Origin of the sequence: Verrucosispora sp. WMMA2121 (assembly GCF_027460185.1) — a bacterium.
Classification (GTDB): Bacteria; Actinomycetota; Actinomycetes; order Mycobacteriales; family Micromonosporaceae; genus Micromonospora; species Micromonospora palythoicola.
The window spans coordinates 1284372-1302955 of record NZ_JAPZBH010000006.1 but is presented as its reverse complement, the minus strand read 5'-3'; the positions used below and the strand labels follow the sequence as shown (position 1 = coordinate 1302955).

Genomic DNA, 18584 nt, shown 5'->3' with positions numbered 1-18584 from the left:
AGGAGTGGAACCGGTGTCTGATCTGTCCCGGATCGTGAAGGCGTACGACGTCCGTGGGACGGTGCCGGACCAGTGGGACGAGCGTGTCGCCGGCGCGCTCGGTGTCGCCTTCGCCCAGGTGCTGGACGCCGCCGGTGACCCGGGGCGGGCGGTGCTGATCGGGCACGACATGCGGGCCTCAGGGCCCGGGCTGGCCGCCGCCTTCGCCGCCGGGCTACGCGCCGAGGGCCGCCCGGTCATCGAGATCGGGCTCGCCTCGACCGACATGGTCTACTACGCCTCCGGCGCGCTGGGACTGCCCGGGGCGATGTTCACCGCCAGCCACAACCCGGCTCAGTACAACGGCATCAAGCTCTGTCACGCCGGTGCGCGTCCGGTCGGGCAGGACAGCGGGCTGGCCGAGGTCCGCGACCGGGCCCAGGCCCTGCTCGACAAGGACGAGCCGCTCGGTGAGCCGACCGCACCGACGCAGCGGCGCGACCTGCTGCCCGACTACGCGGCACACCTGCGCACGCTCGTCGACCTCTCCGGAATCCGGCCGTTGACCGTGGTGGTCGACGCCGGCAACGGAATGGGCGGGCACACCGTGCCGAGTGTGCTCGGCGACGCCGCCCTGCCGGCTCTGCCGTTGCGGATCGTGCCGCTGTACTTCGAGCTGGACGGGACGTTCCCCAACCACGAGGCCAACCCGCTGGATCCGGCCAACCTGGTCGACCTGCAGCGCGCGGTGGTGGCGCACGGCGCGGACATCGGCCTGGCGTTCGACGGGGACGCCGACCGCTGCTTCGTGGTCGACGAGCGCGGCGAACCGGTCTCCCCGTCGGCGATCACCGCGTTGGTGGCGGCTCGGGAGTTGGCCAAGCACCCGGGGTCGACGGTGATCCACAACCTGATCACCTCCAGCGCGGTGCCGGAGATCATTCGGGAGCACGGCGGTGAGCCGGTGGTGGCCCGGGTGGGTCACTCCTTCATCAAGGCCGAGATGGCGCGCACCAACGCGGTCTTCGGCGGGGAGCACTCGGCGCACTACTACTTCCGGGACTTCTGGTTCGCCGACACCGGGATGCTGGCCGCGATGCACACCCTGGCGGCGCTCGGCGAGCAGCCGCTGCCGCTGTCCACGCTGGCCGCCGAGTACGAGCGGTACGTCGCCTCGGGTGAGATCAACTCGACGGTGGCGGACCAGGCGGCCAAGGTGGCCGAGGTGCGTGCCGCGTACCCGGACGCCGAGGCCGACGAGATGGACGGGCTCACCCTGCGCTTCGCCGACGGGGCGTGGTTCAACCTGCGCGCCTCGAACACCGAGCCGCTGCTGCGGCTCAACGTCGAGGCACCGACCGCCGAGCGGATGACCGCGCTGCGCGACGAGGTGCTCGACCGGGTTCGCCGATAAGATCGCTCGCGCCGGTCGGCACCCCCGATCGGTGAAGCCGCACACGTGGAAGGAGCCGCGCAGTGGCCCTCGACCCGCAGTTGCTGGAAATCCTCGCCTGCCCGGACACACACCATGCCCCGCTGACCTACGACGCGCCGGCCCAGACGCTGACGTGCACCGAGTGTGGCCGGATCTTCGAGGTCCGCGACGACGTGCCAGTGCTGCTGCTGGACGAGGCGCGCGTCCCCGCGGAGGGATCGTGATCGACGGAACGGCCGGCGTCAGCGGACACCGCAACGCCGACGAACGACTGCTCGACGACCCGCAGGCCCTCGCCGAGCGTGACCCGGGCGGCATGCTGCGACACACCGCCTCAGCGGGCGCGCAGGTACGCGAGTCGGCCGCCCTGGCCGCCGAGGCGAACCTCTCCGTACTCGCCGACGACGGACGTCCCCGAGCGGTCGTGATCGCCGGCATCGGCACCGCCGGACGCACCGGCGACGTGCTGGCCACGGTCGCCGGGCCGCGGTGCCCGGTACCGGTGATCGCACACCGCCTCGCCGGCGTACCCGGCTGGGTCGGCGCGGCCGACGTGGTGATCGCGGTCAGCGCCTCCGGCCGCAGCCCGGAGGCGCTGGGTGCGGCCGAGGCCGCCCACCGGCGGGGCGCCCGGCTGGTCGCGGTGGGTCCGGCGGACTCGCAACTGCACTCGGTCGCCGAGCGGGCCCGCGCCCCGTTCATCCCGGTGCCCCGGCGGGCACCCGCCCGGGCCAGCCTCTGGGGACTGACCGTGCCGGTGCTGCTCGCCGCCCGGGCCCTCGGCCTGGTCAAGGTCAACGAGGCGGACCTGGCGGAGACGGCGGCCCGGCTCGACGCCGACGCGGACCGCAGTCGCCCGACCGCGGAGTCCTTCGTCAACCCGGCGAAGTCCCTCGCCCTCGGGCTGGCCGGGTCGATCCCGATCGTGTGGGGCTCGTCGCCGCTGGCGTCGGTCGCCGCGCGCCGATTCGGCGACACCCTGTCGGCCAACGCCCGGTACCCGGTGGTGACCGGTGCGCTCGGTGAGGCCGGTCGGGGCCGGGTCGGGCTGCTCGACGGCGTTTTCGGGGGGCTGGCCGAGGGAGAGCGGGACATCTTCGCCGACCCCGACGAGTCGGACGGTGAGGGCACCCGACTGCGGCTGGTGCTGCTGCGCGACGGTGGCCTGAACGCCGAGGACGACGCCGACGAGCCCCTCGCTGTCGAGGAGCGGCGCGCGGACGCGGTGCAGACCCTCGCCGAGCGGCGGGGCGTCCGGTGCGACGTGGTCACCGCCGAGGGCGGCTCGGCGCTTGAGCGGTTGGCCTCGCTGGTGGCGGTGCCGGACTTCGCGTCGATCTACCTGGCCCTGGCGCACGGCCTGGATCCGATGGCGGTGCCGGCGATCACCGAGATGAAGGAACTGGCCAACCAGTGAGCACGCAGGGTGGCACCAAGGCGATCATCGCCGCGCTGCTCGCCAACGTCGGTATCGCCGTGACGAAGTTCGTGGCCTACCTGTTGACGAGTTCGTCGTCGATGCTCGCCGAGTCCATCCACTCGGTGGCCGACTCGGGCAACCAGGCCCTGCTGCTGCTCGGCGGCAAGCGGGCCCGGCGGGCCGCCACCCCGGAACATCCCTTCGGCTACGGCCGGGAGCGCTACGTCTACGCGTTCATCGTCTCGATCGTGCTGTTCAGCCTGGGTGGTCTGTTCGCGCTCTACGAGGCGTGGCACAAGTGGTCCGACCCGCACGGCATCACCAGCTGGCACTGGGTGCCGGTGACCGTGCTGCTCGCGGCGATCGTGATGGAGTCGTTCTCGTTCCGTACCGCCGTCCGGGAGTCGAACCTGGTCCGGGGCAGCGAGTCCTGGACCAGGTTCATCCGCCGGTCGAAGGCGCCGGAGCTGCCGGTGGTCCTGCTGGAGGATTTCGGCGCGCTGGTCGGCCTGGTCTTCGCCCTGTTCGGGGTGGGCATGACCCTGGCCACCGGTAACGGCCGGTGGGACGCGGCCGGCACCGCGATGATCGGTCTGCTGCTGGTGACCATCGCGATCGTGCTGGCCGTGGAGACGAAGAGCCTGCTGCTGGGCGAGGGGGCGGAGCCCGCGGACGTCTCGGCCATCGAGCGGGCGGTCGCCGCCGGTCCCGAGGTGGAGCGGATCATCCACATGAAGACTCTCTACCTCGGTCCGGAGGAGCTGATGGTGGCCGCGAAGGTTGCGGTGTCGCGGTGCGACAGCGCCGAGGAGGTCGCCCGGGGCATCGACGCGGTGGAGCGGCGGATCCGGGCCGCCGTGCCGGTCGCCCGGGTCATCTACCTCGAACCGGACATCTACCGGACCACCGCCGCTCCCGCCACCGCGTCCGGACGCGGTGGGAGCTGACCGGTGGAACCGCTGCACGGGCCGATCAAGGACTACGCCTGGGGCTCCCGCTCGGCGATCGCCGAACTCCAGGGCCGGCCGGTGCCGAGCGCGGCACCCGAGGCGGAGCTGTGGCTCGGCGCGCATCCGGGCGCGCCGGCCGCCGTCGAGCGCGACGGCGGGCGGATCCCGCTCACCGAGGTGCTCGCCGCCGAGCCGGTCCAGTGGCTCGGCCGGCCGGTGCTCGACCGGTTCGGGCTCCGACTGCCGTTCCTGCTCAAGGTGCTGGCGGCGGCGGCTCCGCTGAGTCTCCAGGCCCATCCGGACGCCGAGCAGGCACGGGTGGGTCACGCCGCCGAGCGGGCCCGCTCCGGTGGGCACCGCAACTACGTCGACCCGTTCCACAAGCCGGAGCTGCTGGTGGCGCTCGGGCCGATGGAGGCGCTGTGCGGGTTCCGGGATCCCGCCGACTCGGCACGGGCGCTAGCCGCACTGGGCGTACCGCAGCTGCGGCCGGTGCTCGACGCGTTGGCCGCCGGGCCGGTGGGGCTGGCCGAGGCCGTACGCCGGCTGTTGGAGTGGCCGACGGCGGAGCGCGCCGGGCTGGTGGCGGCGGCCCGGGCGGCGCAGGGCCCGGACGCGGACCTGGTGGCCCGGTTGGCGGAGGCGTACCCGGCAGATCCGGGAGTGCTGGTGGCGTTGTTGCTCAACCGGGTGCGGCTGGCGGCCGGTGAGGCGATCTGGATGCCGGCCGGGAACCTGCACGCGTACCTGTGGGGTACCGGCGTGGAGGTGATGGCCGCCAGCGACAACGTGCTGCGGGGCGGGTTGACCCCGAAGCACGTGGACGTCGCCGAACTGCTGCGGGTGCTCCGGTTCGAGGTGCTCGACCGGCCGGTGGTCGCACCGCAGGAGGTCGCCGACGGGGTGCTGACCTGGCCGGTGCCGGTGGACGACTTCGCGTTGCACCGGGTGACCGTCGGTGGTGGCCGACGCGAGGTGACGTTGGCGGTGCCGGGCCCCCGGGTGGTGCTGTGCACCGATGGCCGGGTCACGGTGACCGACGGGGTGGCGCCGGTGACCCTCGGGTCCGGTCGAGCCGCGGTCGGCCCGGCTGTGGGTGGTTCACTCACGGTCACCGGTGCGGGTGAGACGTACATCGCCTCGACCGGGCAGGTCTGAACTCTTCCTACGCTCGGCGGGTGACCAACCACCGACGGGCAAGTCCGAATTTCCCGAAATAGCTTGACTCGGTGCTCGCTCAGTGTGACTCTATGGGTGCGTAGCGTTATCGCGACGATGGTCCGAGAACGCGCGGGGGAACCAAACCGGGGGGATGCACGGGGCGGGCGGAGTTGGACGGCACACGTCCACACCGGCCGCCCCGTGCGCTGTCCGTCACCACCCCGACCGCGCGTCGTGAACGCGCGTAAGGTGGGAGGTTGCGCAGCACCATCGTCCGACAGGAGCTTTCATGACCAGCACCCTCCCGGCGTCCGCAAGCGGCACGTCGTCCGAGGCCCGGCCGCGTACTGTCGCCGAGGGCGACTTCAAGGTGGCGGATCTCTCGCTCGCCGAGTTCGGGCGCAAGGAGATCCGTCTCGCCGAGCACGAGATGCCCGGTCTGATGGCGATCCGGCGCGAGTTCGCCGACGCGCAGCCGCTCGCGGGAGCGCGGATCACCGGGTCGCTGCACATGACGATCCAGACCGCCGTGCTGATCGAGACCCTGGTGGCACTCGGTGCGCAGGTCCGCTGGGCGTCGTGCAACATCTTCTCCACCCAGGACCACGCCGCCGCCGCGGTCGTGGTCGGCCCGCAGGGCACCGTCGACGCACCGTCCGGTGTCCCGGTGTACGCCTGGAAGGGCGAGACCCTCGAGGAGTACTGGTGGTGCACCGAGCAGGTGCTCGACTGGCCCGACGGGGACGGCCCGAACATGATCCTGGACGACGGTGGCGACGCCACCCTGCTCGTCCACAGGGGCGCCGAGTTCGAGAAGGCCGGGGCCGTGCCGCCGGTCGAGTCCGCCGACTCCGAGGAGTACGCGGTCATCCTCGGCCTGCTGCACCGCTCGCTGGCCGCGAGCGGCCAGCGGTGGACGCGGATCGCCGCCGGCATCAAGGGCGTCACCGAGGAGACCACCACCGGCGTGCACCGGCTCTACGAGATGCACCGCGCCGGCACGTTGCAGTTCCCGGCGATCAACGTCAACGACTCGGTGACCAAGAGCAAGTTCGACAACAAGTACGGCTGCCGCCACTCGCTGATCGACGGCATCAACCGGGCCACCGACACGCTCATCGGCGGCAAGATGGCGGTCGTGTTCGGCTACGGCGACGTCGGCAAGGGCTGCGCCGAGTCGCTGCGCGGCCAGGGCGCCCGGGTCGTGGTGACCGAGGTCGACCCGATCTGCGCGCTCCAGGCGGCGATGGACGGCTACCAGGTCGCCACCCTGGACGACGTGGTCGAGACCGCCGACATCTTCATCACCGCCACCGGCTGCTACGACGTCATCACCAACGAGCACATGGCCCGGATGAAGCACCAGGCCATCGTCGGCAACATCGGCCACTTCGACAACGAGATCGACATGGCCGGTCTGGCCAAGCGTTCGGACGTCACCCGGGAGAACATCAAGCCGCAGGTCGACCTCTGGAAGTTCGACGACGGTCACGCGATCATCGTGCTCTCCGAGGGGCGCCTGCTGAACCTGGGCAACGCCACCGGCCACCCCAGCTTCGTCATGTCGAACTCGTTCGCCAACCAGACGATCGCCCAGATCGAGCTGTACACCAAGACCGACGAGTACCCGATCGGCGTGTACGTGCTGCCCAAGCACCTCGACGAGAAGGTCGCCCGGCTGCACCTGGACGCGCTCGGCGCCAAGCTGACCACGCTGTCCAAGGAGCAGGCCGCCTACCTCGGCGTCGCCGTGGAAGGCCCGTTCAAGCCGGACCACTACCGCTACTGAGCATCGCGTCACCTCCGGGGCCGACCGCCGTGGCCGGCCCCGGAGGGTGGCCGTGCGGTCGCGGTGCCGCACCGACCGGCATGGCGTGTGGCCGGTCGCCCACGCGCGGTCAGCGTGGACGTCGCCGGGTGGGGCGGACCCAGGTCCAGACGCACCAGACCAGCCAGGCCACCGAGACCAGCGCCGCGAGGGTGCGCAGCCGCAGCGCGCTGAGCAGCAGCACCACCGCGAGCACCGCCAGCCACGGCACGAAGGCCCTCATCCTGACCTCCCCGGTCGATCGTCGGACGGTGCACCCGGCAACTGCGGCCACAACGCGTCGGTGAGCGCGCGTTCGTCGGCGAGCAGGCGACGGGCCCGTCGATGCCGCTCGGCGATGACGGCGGCCAGGTACATCACCTCCGGCCGGCCGGCCGGAGGTGGCGGGCTGGTCACCGCGGCGACCTGCCACCACAGCAGCCGGGCCAGTTCGCCGCGCGCCGGCTGGCTGAACCCGTGGGCCCGGGCCAGGTACTGCCGTACGGCCAGCGCCAGCTCCGCGTCCAACCGGCTCAGGTCCACCGAGTACGCCCAGCCGGCCAGTTCCGGCACCATCGCCGGGACCGAACGCCATCTCGTCGCGGTCCGGGTGTGCACCACCAGGGTGCCCGCCGCCAGGTCGCCCAGTCGCCGGCCACGGGCGTCGCTGAGCATCACGGTCAGCCCGACCGCCCAGGACAGCAGCGGCAGCACCAGACCCGGCCACTCCACGGCGACCCCGACCAGTGCCCGGGTCAGCGACTGCCGGAACCCGACGGGAGCGCCGTCGAGGCTGACCACCCGCAGCCCGACCGCCGCCTTGCCCGGCGTCCGGCCGTCGTTGAACCGTTCGCAGAGCACCGGATAGCCGACCAGCAGCAGGACCAGCCCGATGGTGAGCAGGGCGCGTTCCATCGCCGCGTCGAGCACCCCGTACGGCAGGGCGGCCAGCACCAGCCCGGTCAGCGCGGCGAGCAGCAGCCCGGCGACCAGCTGCACGAGCACGTCGATCAGGAGGGCGAGCGCCCGGGAGCCGATCCGCGCGGCCCGCACGTCCAGCTCGACCGCCTCGCCGCTGACCAGCCCGGCGTCACCCCAGCCCGGGATGGTCCACGCTCGTGCCGCTGTGCTCACCCCGACAGTGAACACTATGATCGCGCGGTCGGAGGTGGCCGGTGGATGTCGACGCGTACGTCGCGGAGCACGGCGGGCAGTGGCGTCGGCTGAACCAGCTCTGTGGTCAGCCACGACTCGACGCGGCCGAGGTCGACGAGCTGGTCGTGCTCTACCAGCGGGTCACCACCCAACTGTCGGTGCTGCGTAGCCGCTCGCCGGACCCGGCGCTGGTCAGCGAGCTGTCCCAGCTGGTGCTCCGGGCGCGGGCGCGGCTCACCGGTCGGTCCCGACCGTCCTGGACGGCCGTACAACGATTCCTGCTGACCGACCTGCCCGGTGCGATCTGGCGGGCGGCGCCGTGGTGGTGTGCGGTGGCGACCGCCTTCACCCTGCTCACCTTCACCCTGATGTGGTTCGTGGCGGACAATCCGGAGACGGCGGCGGCGTTCATCGGCGACGACGAGGCCGCCAACCTGGTCGAGTCCGGCTTCGCCGGCTACTACACGGAGTTCTCCGCGCCGACGTTCGCCTTCCACCTGTGGACGCACAACGCCTGGCTTGCGGCGAAGTGCCTGGCGGCGGGGGTGTTGATCGTGCCCGTCGGCTACCTGCTGTGGCAGAACGCGATGAACATCGGCGTCGTCGGTGGGGTGATGGTCTCCTATGGCCGCGCGGACGTCTTCTTCGGTCTGATCACCCCGCACGGGTTGCTGGAACTGACCGGGGTGTTCGTCGCCGCCGGGGTCGGACTGCGTATCGGGTGGGCGTGGATCGCACCGCCGGAGCAGTTGACCCGGGGGCAGGCGGTGGCCCGGGCGGGACGCGACGGCGTGCTGGTCGCCGTGGGCCTGGTCGCCCTCTTCGCCGTCGCGGCACTGATCGAGGCCTTCATCACCCCCGCCCCCCTGCCGACCCCCCTCCGCATCGCCATAGGCGTGACCGCCTGGCTCGCCTTCCTCGCCTACCCCCTCGCCCTCGGCCCCCACCCCCCAACCCCCCCAAACCCCCCGGACCACCCGGACCACCCGCGTTGATCATGAGGTTAGCGGCAGGGTTGGAGATCAACTTTGCCGCTAACCCCATGATCAACACGGAGAATCCGGGGGTGGGGGTGGGGGTGGGTCAGAGGAGGGCTTGGGATTTCAGGGTCAGGTAGGTGTCGGCCAGGGCGGGGGCCAGGTGGGGGGCGGGGGCGTCCACCACTGTGACGTGGTGGCGGGTGAGCGCCTGGGTAAGGCGGTCGCGTTCGGCGAGCGTGCGCCAGGCGGCGGCTGCGGCGTAGGCGTCCGCCGGGCGCCGCGGGGGTACGGCGGTGAGCCGGGCCAGTACCGGGTCCTGCGCCGCGGCCACCACCACCCGGTGCCGGGCGGCCAGCCGGGGCAGCACCGGCAACAGGCCCTCACCGAGCGCACCGGGTTCCAGGGCGGTGAGCAGCACCACCAGGCTGCGCGGGCGGTGTCGCCGGAGCAGCTCGCCCGCGATCAGCCGGAAATCGGTCTCCACCAGCGCGGGTTGCAGCGGGGCCAGCGCGTGCGCCAGCCGGCTCCACTGCCCCGGCCGTTCGGCACCACCCACCGAGGCCCGGGTCGCGGCATCCGCCGCGACCACGTCCACCCGGTCACCCGCCCGTGCCGCCAACGCGGTGAGCAGCAGCGCCGCCTCGATCGAGGCGTCCAGCCGTGGCTCGTCGCCCACCCGTACCGCCGAGGTGCGCCCGGTGTCCAGCACACAGATCAGCCGCCGGTCCCGCTCCGGGCGCCAGGTGCGCACCAGCACCTCGGCCCGCCGGGCGCTGGCCCGCCAGTCGATGGAGCGCACGTCGTCGCCGGACACGTACTCCCGCAGCGCGTCGAACTCGGTTCCCGGCCCGCGTCCCCGGCCGAGTTGCGTGCCGTCGATGACGCGCAGCCGCGACAGCCGTTCCGGCAGGTGCCGGCGCGAGTCGAAGCGGGGCAGCACCCGTACCGTCCACGGTGGCGTGCCGGGCCGGCCACCCCGCTGCCGGTACGCCAACCCGAGCGGCCCGAGCGAGCGGACGGTCAGGGCCACGGCGGGTCGGTCGCCCCGGCGGGTGGGGGTGAGCTGGGTGGGCAGCGCGAGCACCGCACCGGGTGCGGCCCGCACCACCCGGGTCGGTGGCACCTCCGGCCGGGCCCCGGCCGACGGCACCCAGGCGTCACGTACCCGCGCCCGCAGCGGCCGGCCGGAGGCGTTGCGCAGGTACAGCGTGACCGTGGCGGTGCCACCGAGCCGTACGGTCCGCTCACCGGTCCGTTCGGCGGTCAGCGCCCGCAGCGGCGCGGCGAGCGCGAGGTCGAGCCCGACCAGCAGCAGCACCACGCCGACCATCACCGCCACCCCGACGAAGGGTGCCGGCCACCACGGCAGGGTCAGCGCCCCTGCCGCCAGCAGCGCCGCCACCCGCCAGGTCATCGCGGAGTCGGCACGGTGGCCAGCACCGTGTCCAGCACCGGGTCCACCCCGACACCCTCGAGTTCGGCCTCCGGACGCAGGCGCAGCCGGTGCCGCAGGGTCGGTCGCGCCATCGCCTTGACGTCGTCGGGCAGCACGTGATCGCGTCCGTTCAGCCACGCCCACGCCTTCGCGGTGCCGAGCAGGGCCGTCGCACCGCGCGGCGAGGCGCCCAGCTCCAGCGCCGGGGTGGCGCGGGTGGCCCGGCACAGGTCGACGACGTAGCCGAGCAGCGGTTCGGCGACGTGCACCCGACCCACCGCCGTACGCGCGGCGGCGAGGTCGGCCGCGTCCGCCACCGGGCGTACGCCGGCGGCGGTCAGCTCCCGGGGATCGAAACCGGCGTGGTGGGCCCGGAGCACACCCAGTTCCTCGTCCCGGTTGGGCAGCGGCACGGTGAGTTTGAGCAGGAACCGGTCCAGCTGGGCCTCCGGCAGCGGGTAGGTGCCCTCGTACTCAACCGGATTCTGGGTGGCGGCGACGATGAACGGGTCGGGCAGTACGCGCTGCTCGCCCTCGACGGTGACCTGCCGCTCCTCCATCACCTCCAGCAGTGCCGACTGGGTCTTCGGTGGGGTGCGGTTGATCTCGTCGGCGAGCAGCAGGTTCGTGAACACCGGCCCCTCGCGGAAGGTGAACGCCGCGGTCCGCGCGTCGAAGACCATCGAACCGGTGACGTCGCCGGGCATCAGGTCGGGGGTGAACTGCACCCGCCGCGAGCCCAGGTCCAGCGCGGCGGCCACGGTACGCACCAGCAGCGTCTTGGCGACCCCCGGCACCCCCTCCAGCAGCACGTGACCACGGCAGAGCAGCGCGACGATCAGCCCGGTGACCACACCCTCCTGCCCCACGACCGCCTTGGCCACCTCGGCGCGGAGCCGGTGCAGCGCGGCCCGACTGGGATCGGCGGCGAGCGGGTCCACGGTCATCGCGGGTCGGGTCACCGGGAGTCTCCTTCGGATCGGGGCTTCGGCAGTCGGGGCTGGGCCGGCGGGTTGACGGGCTGCGCTGGGCCGGACTCGCCGGCACGCGCCACGCGGTCCAGGTCACCGGCCAGCTCCAGCAGGTCCCGGTCGGTTCGTGGCGCGTCGCCGTAGAGCAGCTCGTGGATGGCGTCGGGCCGGTCGCCGGTGCCGGCGGCGACCGTGGCGGCGAGAGTTGCCGGTGGTGCCTCGGCCGGCAGGTGCACGCGTCGTGCCAGTCGGGCCAGCGTCGCGGTCCGGAGCACCCGGGCGGTGCTCTCCCGGGCGCGTGCCCGCTGGTAGAGCCGTCCCCGGCCGAGAACCGTCTCGGCGGCGGGCACGGACACCGGCAGCGGCTCCGGCGTGGACGGACCGAGACGCCGGGCCCGACCGATGGCGACGAGCAGGGCCGCCAGGCCGAGTTGCAGCAGCAGCGCCCAGAACCACGCGGGGAAGGCCGACCAGAGCGGGTTGGGCTCTCCGGCGGAGGCCCGGCCGCCGGGACCGGACGCCTCACCGTCCGGACGGCCGCCCGGTGCCGTCTCGCCGTCGCCGCCGCTGTCCGCGTCCTCCGGGTCAGCGCGCTCGTCGAGGTCGGCGTCGCGGTCCGGCAGGGGCCGGGTCGGCGCGGGACTGGGTTCGGGTGGCGGCGGTGCCGGGCCGTCCAGGTCGAGCCAGATCACCCGGCCGGAGGTGGCGAGCAGTCCGGTGGCGAAGGCCAGGTTGTCCCATTCGTCGATCCGGCCGTTGCGGAACGGGTCGCTGGCACCCACCACCACGCTCTCGGCGGCTCCGGGCAGGCGGGCCAGGCCGCCGCCGTAGCAGAGATCGACACTGTCCGGAGCGCCGGTCGGTGCGTACCGCTGGCGGGCGACGGCGGCGGTGGCGGCGGGCGAGACCTCGGCCAGTGGGCAGGGCCGGTCGACGCCGTGCGGTGAAACGGCCTGGGCCGCCCACCGCCGGCCCGCCGGGCGCAGCGGCAGTCCGGCGGCGGCCAGCACCCGCCTGGGCGGGTCGACCAGCACCAGCCGGGTGCCGCCGGGCAGCAGGCCCAGGTAGCTGACGGTGCGCGGGTGCAGCAGCTCGGGTGCGGGGACGAACAGGGTGGCCGGGCCGGGCCGGGTGGCCAGCAACGCCCGGACCGTGTCGGTCTCCCGCTGCACCAGCACCCCGCGCTCGCCCAGGTTCGCGGCGAGCCGGCTGCCACCGTGGTCACCGGACGCCACCGGGGAGAGGAAGCCCCGGTCGGTCTGGTCCGGCTGGTCGATCTCCCCGGTGACCAGGGTGACGGCGATCAGCAGCAACCCCACCAGCGGTGGGACGATGATCCGGTGGCGGCGACCCCGGGTGCTCACCGGTCGTCGTCCTTCCTGGGCGGGGCCTCGGCGAGCACTTCTCCCAGCCGAGCGGCGTGGTCACGCATCCGGTGATCGTGTTCGGCGGTCGCCGGGCGTTGCGCGTACCAAACCTCCGAGAAGATGCCGGCGGCGGCGGTCAGCGGCGGTCCGGCCGGTGGATGGTTGGCGGCGGCGTCGGTGACCACCTCGGCGACGGTCATGCCGGGCTGGACCCGCGCCACGTGCCGGTCGGTGAGCTGGTGGAGCATGACGCGCAGCCGCTCGCGGACCGCCTCGTCGTAGCGGCCCTCGGCGGCCAGCCGGTCGGCCACCGGGACGGTGCCGAGCGGACCGGTGGGCGGCGGTGCGGCGACCGTCGTCGGCGGCGCGGCCTCGGGCTTCCCGCGCCCGGCGCCGGTGCGTCGGCGTCGGCGCGGCCGGGGCAGTCGGCGGGGCAGCCAGCCGGGGAAGGTGTACCAGGCCGTCGCGGTGAGCGCCGTGACCAGCACCAGCAGCAGCGCGGCCAGCGGCAGTGGCAGATGGTCGCCGAGGGCGGCGATGGTCTCGGTCCACCACCGGCTGAAGCTCATCCGCCGACCGCCAGCAGTTCCGGGGTACGCGCGGCGCCGGGCACGCGGGAGAGCCGGATGTCCAGACCTTCGGTGCGGATCCGGGTCTCCAGGTGCAGGACCGCGTCCAGGCAGGCCAGCGCGGCGTAGGCGACCGCGTTCACGGCCGCCCAGATCAGCATCGCCACGGCGCCGGTCCAGCCCTCGGTGGTCAGGCCGAGCGCGGTCACGCCGGTGAACGTCCCCCAGCCGAGCCCGACCCGGATGATCCACCAGACGAGATAGCCCAGTACCCGCAGCGCGGCGGCCCGCCCGCCCACCCGTACCGCGAGCGCGGCGGAGCGGTTGATCGCGCGTACCGGCGCGACCCGGTCGACCACAAGAGCCGGCGCCACCGCCCCCAGCAGGGCGAATCCGGCGAACCAGGCGGGGCCGAGCAGGGCGGCCAGCAGCATGACCGCGCCGACCGCGGGGCAGAGCAGGACGCTGGCGCCCCAGCGGCCACCGGGGCCCCACGCGTCGGCGGCGGTGGACCGGAGACCGACCAGCGCCCGGGCGGCGGCGCGGGCGGCCGGGTTGCCGAGCAGCATAATGATCATCGCTTCGGTCGCCGCGCCCAGGGCGAGCAGGAACCAGAAGGTGTCGAGATCGTCCGCGTCGGACACCCACCACAGCGGCGCGGTGGCACCCACAGCGCTCCGCAGGGGCAGCAGCACGAGCTGTTCGGCGGCGGCGAGCACGGCGGCGACGGGAAGCAGGACCGGTGCCTGGCCGCGGAGCAGCAGCACCGCGGAGTCGAGGAGTTCGCCGGTGGTCAGCGGACGGCCGGGGAGTACGACGGACGGGCCGGTGTCGGGCACGCGTACTCCTGGGAGGCGGTGACGGTGGCGCGCTGCGGCGCACCCGGGGATCATGTTGACACGCGCGGTCGCCCGGGGTGCAGACCCGCCCCCCGGAGTGGCACGTGCGGGCGGTAGAACCGAGCGGTGCTGGGCACGGCCCACCTGACGGCAGTAGCGTGCGGGTGACGCCGAGCCCACCGAACTGACGGGATGGAACCATTAACCCCATGAGAGCCCGGGTACTGGTGGTCGACGACGACCCCGCGCTCGCCGAGATGCTCGGCATCGTGCTGCGCAGCGAAGGCTTCATGCCCTCCTTCGTGGCGGACGGGGAACGGGCATTGGCCGCGTTCCGCGACAGTCGGCCCGACATCGTCCTGCTTGACCTGATGCTGCCCGGAATGAGCGGTATCGACGTCGCGCGGGCGATCCGGGGCGAGTCCGGAGTGCCGATCGTGATGTTGACCGCCAAGAGCGACACGGTCGACGTCGTCCTCGGTCTGGAGTCCGGTGCCGACGACTACGTGGTCAAGCCGTTCAAGCCGAAGGAACTGGTGGCCCGGATGCGGGCGCGGCTGCGCCGGGGCGAGGACGCCGCGCCGGAACTGCTCACCATCGGCCCGCCCGGCAACCAGATCGCCATCGACGTGCCGGCGCACACCGTCAGCCGCAACGGCGAGGAGGTGAAGCTGACGCCGCTGGAGTTCGACCTGCTGGTCGCGCTCGCCCGCAAACCGCGTCAGGTCTTCACCCGGGAGGTGCTGCTGGAGCAGGTCTGGGGGTACCGGCACGCGGCGGACACCCGGCTGGTCAACGTGCACGTGCAGCGACTACGTGCCAAGATCGAGCCGGACCCGGAGCGACCCGAAATCATCCTCACCGTTCGCGGCGTGGGCTACAAGGCGGGTACCGGATAGCCTTGGTCGCACTGTGGCCACCTCCCCGACCCCCGATCTCGATCCGACCTCCCGCCGACAGGGCGCCGGGTGGGAGTTGTGGCGTGGGGTGAGAGGCCGACTGGCCCGATCACTGGCGAGGCTGCACCAGACCTGGCGTCGCTCGTTGCAGGTGCGGGTGGTGACCATCACGTTGGTGACGTCCAGCCTGCTGGTCGGTGGCTTCGCCTATCTGATCGCCGACAAGATCACGAGCATTCTGCTGGACAACGCCAAGACCGACGTCCAGTTGCGGCTGCTCAACGGCGCGGAGTACGCGGCCAAGCAGTTCAGCCTCTACAGCCAGCCCCAGGAGGCTCAGCTCCAGGAGACGATCGACGGCACGGTCAACTACCTGGCCGGTGGCGACCCCCAGCAGAACAGCGGCGTGGTGGTGGCCCTCACCGCGGACAACTGGCCCGGCGTGATCGAGCCGCGTACCTCACCCTCGGCTAACGTCCGGCCGCTGATCAGCGCCGAGCTGCGCGCCGCGGTGGCCGACGGCAACGTGGCCAACCAGATCCGTACCGGCCGGCTCACCGGGGACGCCGAGACGAAGTACCTCGTCTACGGCTCGCCGGTGCCGACCCGGTTCGGTCAGGTGGAGCTGTACTACTTCGTGCCGCTGACCCTGCAGGACACCACGGCCGCACAGGCGCGGGCCACCGTGGTGGCCACCGGAGTCGCCCTGGTGCTGCTGCTCGGCCTGCTCGCCGCGTTGGTGACCCGCCTGGTGGTGATCCCGGTACGGGTCGCCGCCCGGACCGCCCAGCGACTCTCGGCCGGCCTGCTCGACCAGCGGATGGCCGTCAACGGTGAGGACGACCTGGCGCTGCTCGCGGCCTCGTTCAACCAGATGGCCACCAACCTGCAACGGCAGATCCTGCGACTGGAGGAGATGTCCCGACTGCAACGCCGGTTCACCTCCGACGTGTCGCACGAACTGCGGACTCCGCTGACCACGGTACGGATGGCCGCTGACCTGATCTTCGCCGAACGTGACGAGTTCGATCCGGCGGTGGCGCGCAGTGCCGAGCTGCTCCAGGCCGAGCTGGACCGCTTCGAGGAACTGCTGACCGACCTGCTGGAGATCAGCCGGTTCGACGCGGGTTTCGCGGTGCTCGACGCCGAGCCGACCGACCTGGTACCGGTGGTCCACCGGGTCGCCGACCGGCTGACCGGGCTGGCCGAGCGGGTGGGAGTGGCCATCGAACTGGACGTCCCGGCCGCCCCGGTGATCGCCGAGATCGACCCTCGACGGGTCGAACGGGTACTGCGCAACCTGGTGGGCAACGCTGTCGAGCACGGCGAGGGTCGGCCGGTGCGGATCACGCTGGGCGTGGACGAGACCGCCGTCGCGCTGACCGTGCGTGACCACGGTGTCGGGCTCAAGCCGGGCGAGGAGAAGCTGGTCTTCAACCGGTTCTGGCGGGCCGACCCGTCGCGGGCGCGGCAGACCGGCGGGACCGGCCTGGGCCTGTCGATCAGCCTGGAGGACGCCCGACTGCACGGCGGTTGGCTGGAGGCGTGGGGTGCCCCGGGACAGGGTGCCCAGTTCCGGCTCACCCTGCCGGCGCGGGCCGGTGACCGGCTGACCACCTCGCCGCTGCGGCTGGTGCCGGCCGACGCCACGCTGCCGTTCGGTGGCGCGCCCGCAGGCGGACTGCTGGCCATCGGGCCGGGCCCGGCCGGCGCGCTGGCCATCGGCCCGGCACCGGAGGCGTCTCCGTCGGCCGAGCAGCGGCGCGCGGAGGTGGGCTCGTGAGGCGACGGTTGCTGACCGGGGCCCTCGGCGGCGTCCTGGTGCTGGGCTTTGCCGCCGGCTGCGGAATCCCGGACCGCAGCGCGGTGCAGATCGAGCAGCGTGGGCCGGCCGCGGAGACGAACTGGTCGCTGGGCCGTGGCACCGAACCGCCGACGCGGGAGGCCAGCGGCGGCGACGCCGAGGCGTTCGTGCGCAACTTCCTGGCCGCGGCGGCCGGCGAGCCCGACCGGGCGTACGAGCGGGTCACGCGGTTCATCGCGACCTCCGAACGCGACAGGCTGCCGGACAAGCAGGGCAGCGAGGTGGCGCTGTCGGTGGTGCGGCTCACCGACGATCCGGTGATCGAACCGGACGTGGACAGCATGAAGGTGACCATCAGCGTGCAGCAGGTCGGCCTGCTGCGGGCCAACGGGATGTTGGTGCCGCCGGTGGCGACCGAGTCGACGTACGAGTTCCGGCTGGTCAGCGCCGGTCCGACCGGAGAGGACGACGCCGGGTACTACGTCAGCGACCCGCCGAACGTGCTGCTGCTCAGCGACGACGCGCTGCGCCGGTACTACCAGGCGGAGGCGATCTACTTCTGGAACTCCGACCGCACCCAGCTCGTGCCCGACCAGCGGTACCTCTCCTCGGCCGTGCCGCCGGAGCGGCGGGTGAGCGAGGTGATCCGGTGGTTGACCGCCGGCCCCTCGGACTGGCTGCGGATCGGTGTCGCCGGCCTGCCCGACCGTACCGAAATGATCAACAACGCCACCGGCTCGGACGGCCGGTGGGAGGTCAACCTCGACATGCCGGGCGCCGACGAGCAGCGGCTGGAGCAGCTCGCCACCCAGCTGGCGTGGTCCCTGCGGGAGTTGCACGGCACCGTCGAGGTCAAGATCCTCAATCAGTCCCGCAAGGTGGTCGACCTCGCGGAGCAGCGCAGACTGAATCCACTGGACCCGGTCGAGGCCGACGCCCGGCGGTACTGCGTCTACGACGGGGCCATCCACGCGTTGACCGTGGTCGGCGAGGCCGCCGGCTCGGTGCCGCTGGCACCCGAGGTCAACCACGACATCGTCTCCGCCGGGCTGCGTCGCCTCGACAACGACGTCCTGGTCGCCGCGGTGGTGGCCGGTGCGGACGGGCGGCAGCGACTGGCGGTCGGCCGCGGTGGTGGCGTGGTGGAAACCCTGACCACCGGCACCAGCAGGTACACCGCGATGAGCCGCCCGGTCTGGATCCGCAGCGACGGTGCCCGACCGGCCGGCCTGGTGGTGGCCGACGGCCGGCTCTACCGCTTCGACAGCCAGGCGACGACGCGGCAGGTTCAGCTCGGCCTGCCGGGCCGGGTCACCGCGGTGGCGGCCGCCCTGGACGGGCACCGGCTCGCGCTGATCGTCGACGGCACGCTGCACGTCGCCGCGATCAACTGGGAGGGTGAGGTGCCCAGCGTGGGCCCGGCCCGACGGTTGGTCAGCTCGCTGAGCGACGCCACCGCGGTGGACTGGTCGGCGGCGAACCTTCTGCTGGTCGCCGGCTCGGCCGGGCGTCCGGCGATCTACGACGTGAGCGTGGACGGTGCCCTGGAGACCCCGCTGCGGGAGGACACCGGCAGCCAGGTCGATCACCTCGCCGCGTACCCCGCCATCGCCGAGCGTTCCCCGCTGGCCGGCTCGTTCATGTACGAGGCGAACGGGGTCGCGTACCGCAGCAACCCGTTCGACCGGATCAACCGGGACCAGGTCCAGGACGTCACACCGCCGCCGGCGGGTGTGCGTCCGGGCAACCCCACCGCACCCGTCTTCCTGTACTGAGTGCCGTGACCGGGGGGCTCTGGGCTGACCTGGCCGAC

The 18584-nt window shown here is 73.0% G+C and carries 17 protein-coding genes; 10 read left to right on the top strand and 7 right to left on the bottom strand.

The window, feature by feature from the left end:
* Positions 1-13: 13 nt before the first annotated feature.
* The 6 genes from O7605_RS14840 to ahcY all read left to right on the top strand — a co-directional run bounded on the left by O7605_RS14840 (position 14) and on the right by ahcY (position 6734).
* A complete protein-coding gene (locus tag O7605_RS14840) occupies positions 14-1393 on the top strand; it encodes a phosphomannomutase/phosphoglucomutase (RefSeq protein WP_269739737.1) in 1380 nt (459 codons plus the stop codon).
* A gap of 62 nt (positions 1394-1455) precedes the next feature.
* Positions 1456-1638 (top strand): Trm112 family protein, encoded by a 183-nt coding sequence (locus tag O7605_RS14835; protein WP_164446020.1) that lies wholly within the window; start codon positions 1456-1458, stop codon positions 1636-1638.
* Entirely contained in the window at positions 1635-2831 is a 1197-nt protein-coding gene (locus O7605_RS14830) for an SIS domain-containing protein (protein ID WP_269739736.1), read from the top strand. Before O7605_RS14835 ends, O7605_RS14830 begins: the two co-directional genes overlap by 4 nt.
* Positions 2828-3781 carry a cation diffusion facilitator family transporter gene (locus O7605_RS14825; protein ID WP_269739735.1) on the top strand — a complete coding sequence of 318 codons (954 nt, stop codon included), beginning with the start codon at positions 2828-2830 and terminating at the stop codon, positions 3779-3781. Before O7605_RS14830 ends, O7605_RS14825 begins: the two co-directional genes overlap by 4 nt.
* Positions 3782-3784: 3 nt before the next feature.
* Positions 3785-4942 (top strand): mannose-6-phosphate isomerase, class I, encoded by a 1158-nt coding sequence (gene manA, locus O7605_RS14820; protein WP_269739734.1) that lies wholly within the window; start codon positions 3785-3787, stop codon positions 4940-4942.
* A 292-nt stretch (positions 4943-5234) separates the two neighbouring features.
* On the top strand, positions 5235-6734 hold the full coding sequence (ahcY, locus tag O7605_RS14815; protein WP_269739733.1) for an adenosylhomocysteinase: 1500 nt from the start codon (positions 5235-5237) through the stop codon (positions 6732-6734).
* A gap of 109 nt (positions 6735-6843) precedes the next feature.
* On the opposite strand, the gene O7605_RS14810 is transcribed toward ahcY, so the two are convergent.
* Both O7605_RS14810 and O7605_RS14805 read right to left on the bottom strand, forming a co-directional pair.
* On the bottom strand, positions 6844-6996 hold the full coding sequence (locus O7605_RS14810; protein WP_269739732.1) for a hypothetical protein: 153 nt from the start codon (positions 6994-6996) through the stop codon (positions 6844-6846).
* The gene (locus O7605_RS14805) at positions 6993-7886 is read right to left on the bottom strand and encodes an RDD family protein (protein ID WP_269739731.1); all 894 of its coding nucleotides are present in this window, start codon (positions 7884-7886) and stop codon (positions 6993-6995) included. Before O7605_RS14805 ends, O7605_RS14810 begins: the two co-directional genes overlap by 4 nt.
* A gap of 41 nt (positions 7887-7927) precedes the next feature.
* Between O7605_RS14805 and O7605_RS14800 the strand changes: the two genes are divergently transcribed.
* Positions 7928-8902: a stage II sporulation protein M gene (locus O7605_RS14800; RefSeq protein WP_269739730.1), complete on the top strand. Its 975-nt coding sequence runs from the start codon at positions 7928-7930 to the stop codon at positions 8900-8902.
* Positions 8903-8990: 88 nt separating this feature from the next.
* Here O7605_RS14800 and O7605_RS14795 read toward each other — a convergent pair whose 3' ends face one another.
* The 5 genes from O7605_RS14795 to O7605_RS14775 are packed head-to-tail and all read right to left on the bottom strand — an operon-like array spanning position 8991 to position 14068.
* Positions 8991-10301 carry a DUF58 domain-containing protein gene (locus O7605_RS14795; protein ID WP_269739729.1) on the bottom strand — a complete coding sequence of 437 codons (1311 nt, stop codon included), beginning with the start codon at positions 10299-10301 and terminating at the stop codon, positions 8991-8993.
* Complete coding sequence (locus O7605_RS14790; protein ID WP_269742639.1) at positions 10298-11269, bottom strand: AAA family ATPase; 972 nt, start codon at positions 11267-11269, stop codon at positions 10298-10300. The genes O7605_RS14795 and O7605_RS14790 overlap by 4 nt, the downstream gene beginning before the upstream one ends.
* Positions 11270-11280: 11 nt before the next feature.
* Positions 11281-12657, bottom strand: a complete 1377-nt coding sequence (locus O7605_RS14785; RefSeq protein ID WP_269739728.1) for a DUF4350 domain-containing protein — start codon at positions 12655-12657, stop codon at positions 11281-11283.
* A complete protein-coding gene (locus O7605_RS14780) occupies positions 12654-13229 on the bottom strand; it encodes a DUF4129 domain-containing protein (protein ID WP_269739727.1) in 576 nt (191 codons plus the stop codon). Before O7605_RS14780 ends, O7605_RS14785 begins: the two co-directional genes overlap by 4 nt.
* Entirely contained in the window at positions 13226-14068 is an 843-nt protein-coding gene (locus tag O7605_RS14775; RefSeq protein WP_269739726.1) for a hypothetical protein, read from the bottom strand. Before O7605_RS14775 ends, O7605_RS14780 begins: the two co-directional genes overlap by 4 nt.
* Before the next feature lie 209 nt (positions 14069-14277).
* On the opposite strand from O7605_RS14775, the gene mtrA reads away from it, so the two are divergent.
* From mtrA to O7605_RS14760, 3 genes are read left to right on the top strand one after another with little or no spacing between them, the layout of a single operon-like run.
* Positions 14278-14967: an MtrAB system response regulator MtrA gene (mtrA, locus tag O7605_RS14770; RefSeq protein ID WP_164449927.1), complete on the top strand. Its 690-nt coding sequence runs from the start codon at positions 14278-14280 to the stop codon at positions 14965-14967.
* 13 nt (positions 14968-14980) lie between these two features.
* Positions 14981-16750: an MtrAB system histidine kinase MtrB gene (gene mtrB, locus O7605_RS14765; protein ID WP_269739725.1), complete on the top strand. Its 1770-nt coding sequence runs from the start codon at positions 14981-14983 to the stop codon at positions 16748-16750.
* Positions 16747-18546 carry an LpqB family beta-propeller domain-containing protein gene (locus O7605_RS14760; RefSeq protein ID WP_269739724.1) on the top strand — a complete coding sequence of 600 codons (1800 nt, stop codon included), beginning with the start codon at positions 16747-16749 and terminating at the stop codon, positions 18544-18546. Before mtrB ends, O7605_RS14760 begins: the two co-directional genes overlap by 4 nt.
* Positions 18547-18584: the final 38 nt, after the last annotated feature.

What these genes read in the sequence shown, in the direction of transcription:
- ahcY (WP_269739733.1), top strand. Translation starts at nt 5,235, where the DNA reads ATGACCAGCACCCTCCCGGCGTCCGCAAGCGGCACGTCGTCCGAGGCC.
- O7605_RS14810 (WP_269739732.1), bottom strand. Translation starts at nt 6,996, where the DNA reads ATGAGGGCCTTCGTGCCGTGGCTGGCGGTGCTCGCGGTGGTGCTGCTG.
- O7605_RS14795 (WP_269739729.1), bottom strand. Translation starts at nt 10,301, where the DNA reads ATGACCTGGCGGGTGGCGGCGCTGCTGGCGGCAGGGGCGCTGACCCTG.
- O7605_RS14790 (WP_269742639.1), bottom strand. Translation starts at nt 11,269, where the DNA reads ATGACCGTGGACCCGCTCGCCGCCGATCCCAGTCGGGCCGCGCTGCAC.
- O7605_RS14780 (WP_269739727.1), bottom strand. Translation starts at nt 13,229, where the DNA reads ATGAGCTTCAGCCGGTGGTGGACCGAGACCATCGCCGCCCTCGGCGAC.
- mtrA (WP_164449927.1), top strand. Translation starts at nt 14,278, where the DNA reads ATGAGAGCCCGGGTACTGGTGGTCGACGACGACCCCGCGCTCGCCGAG.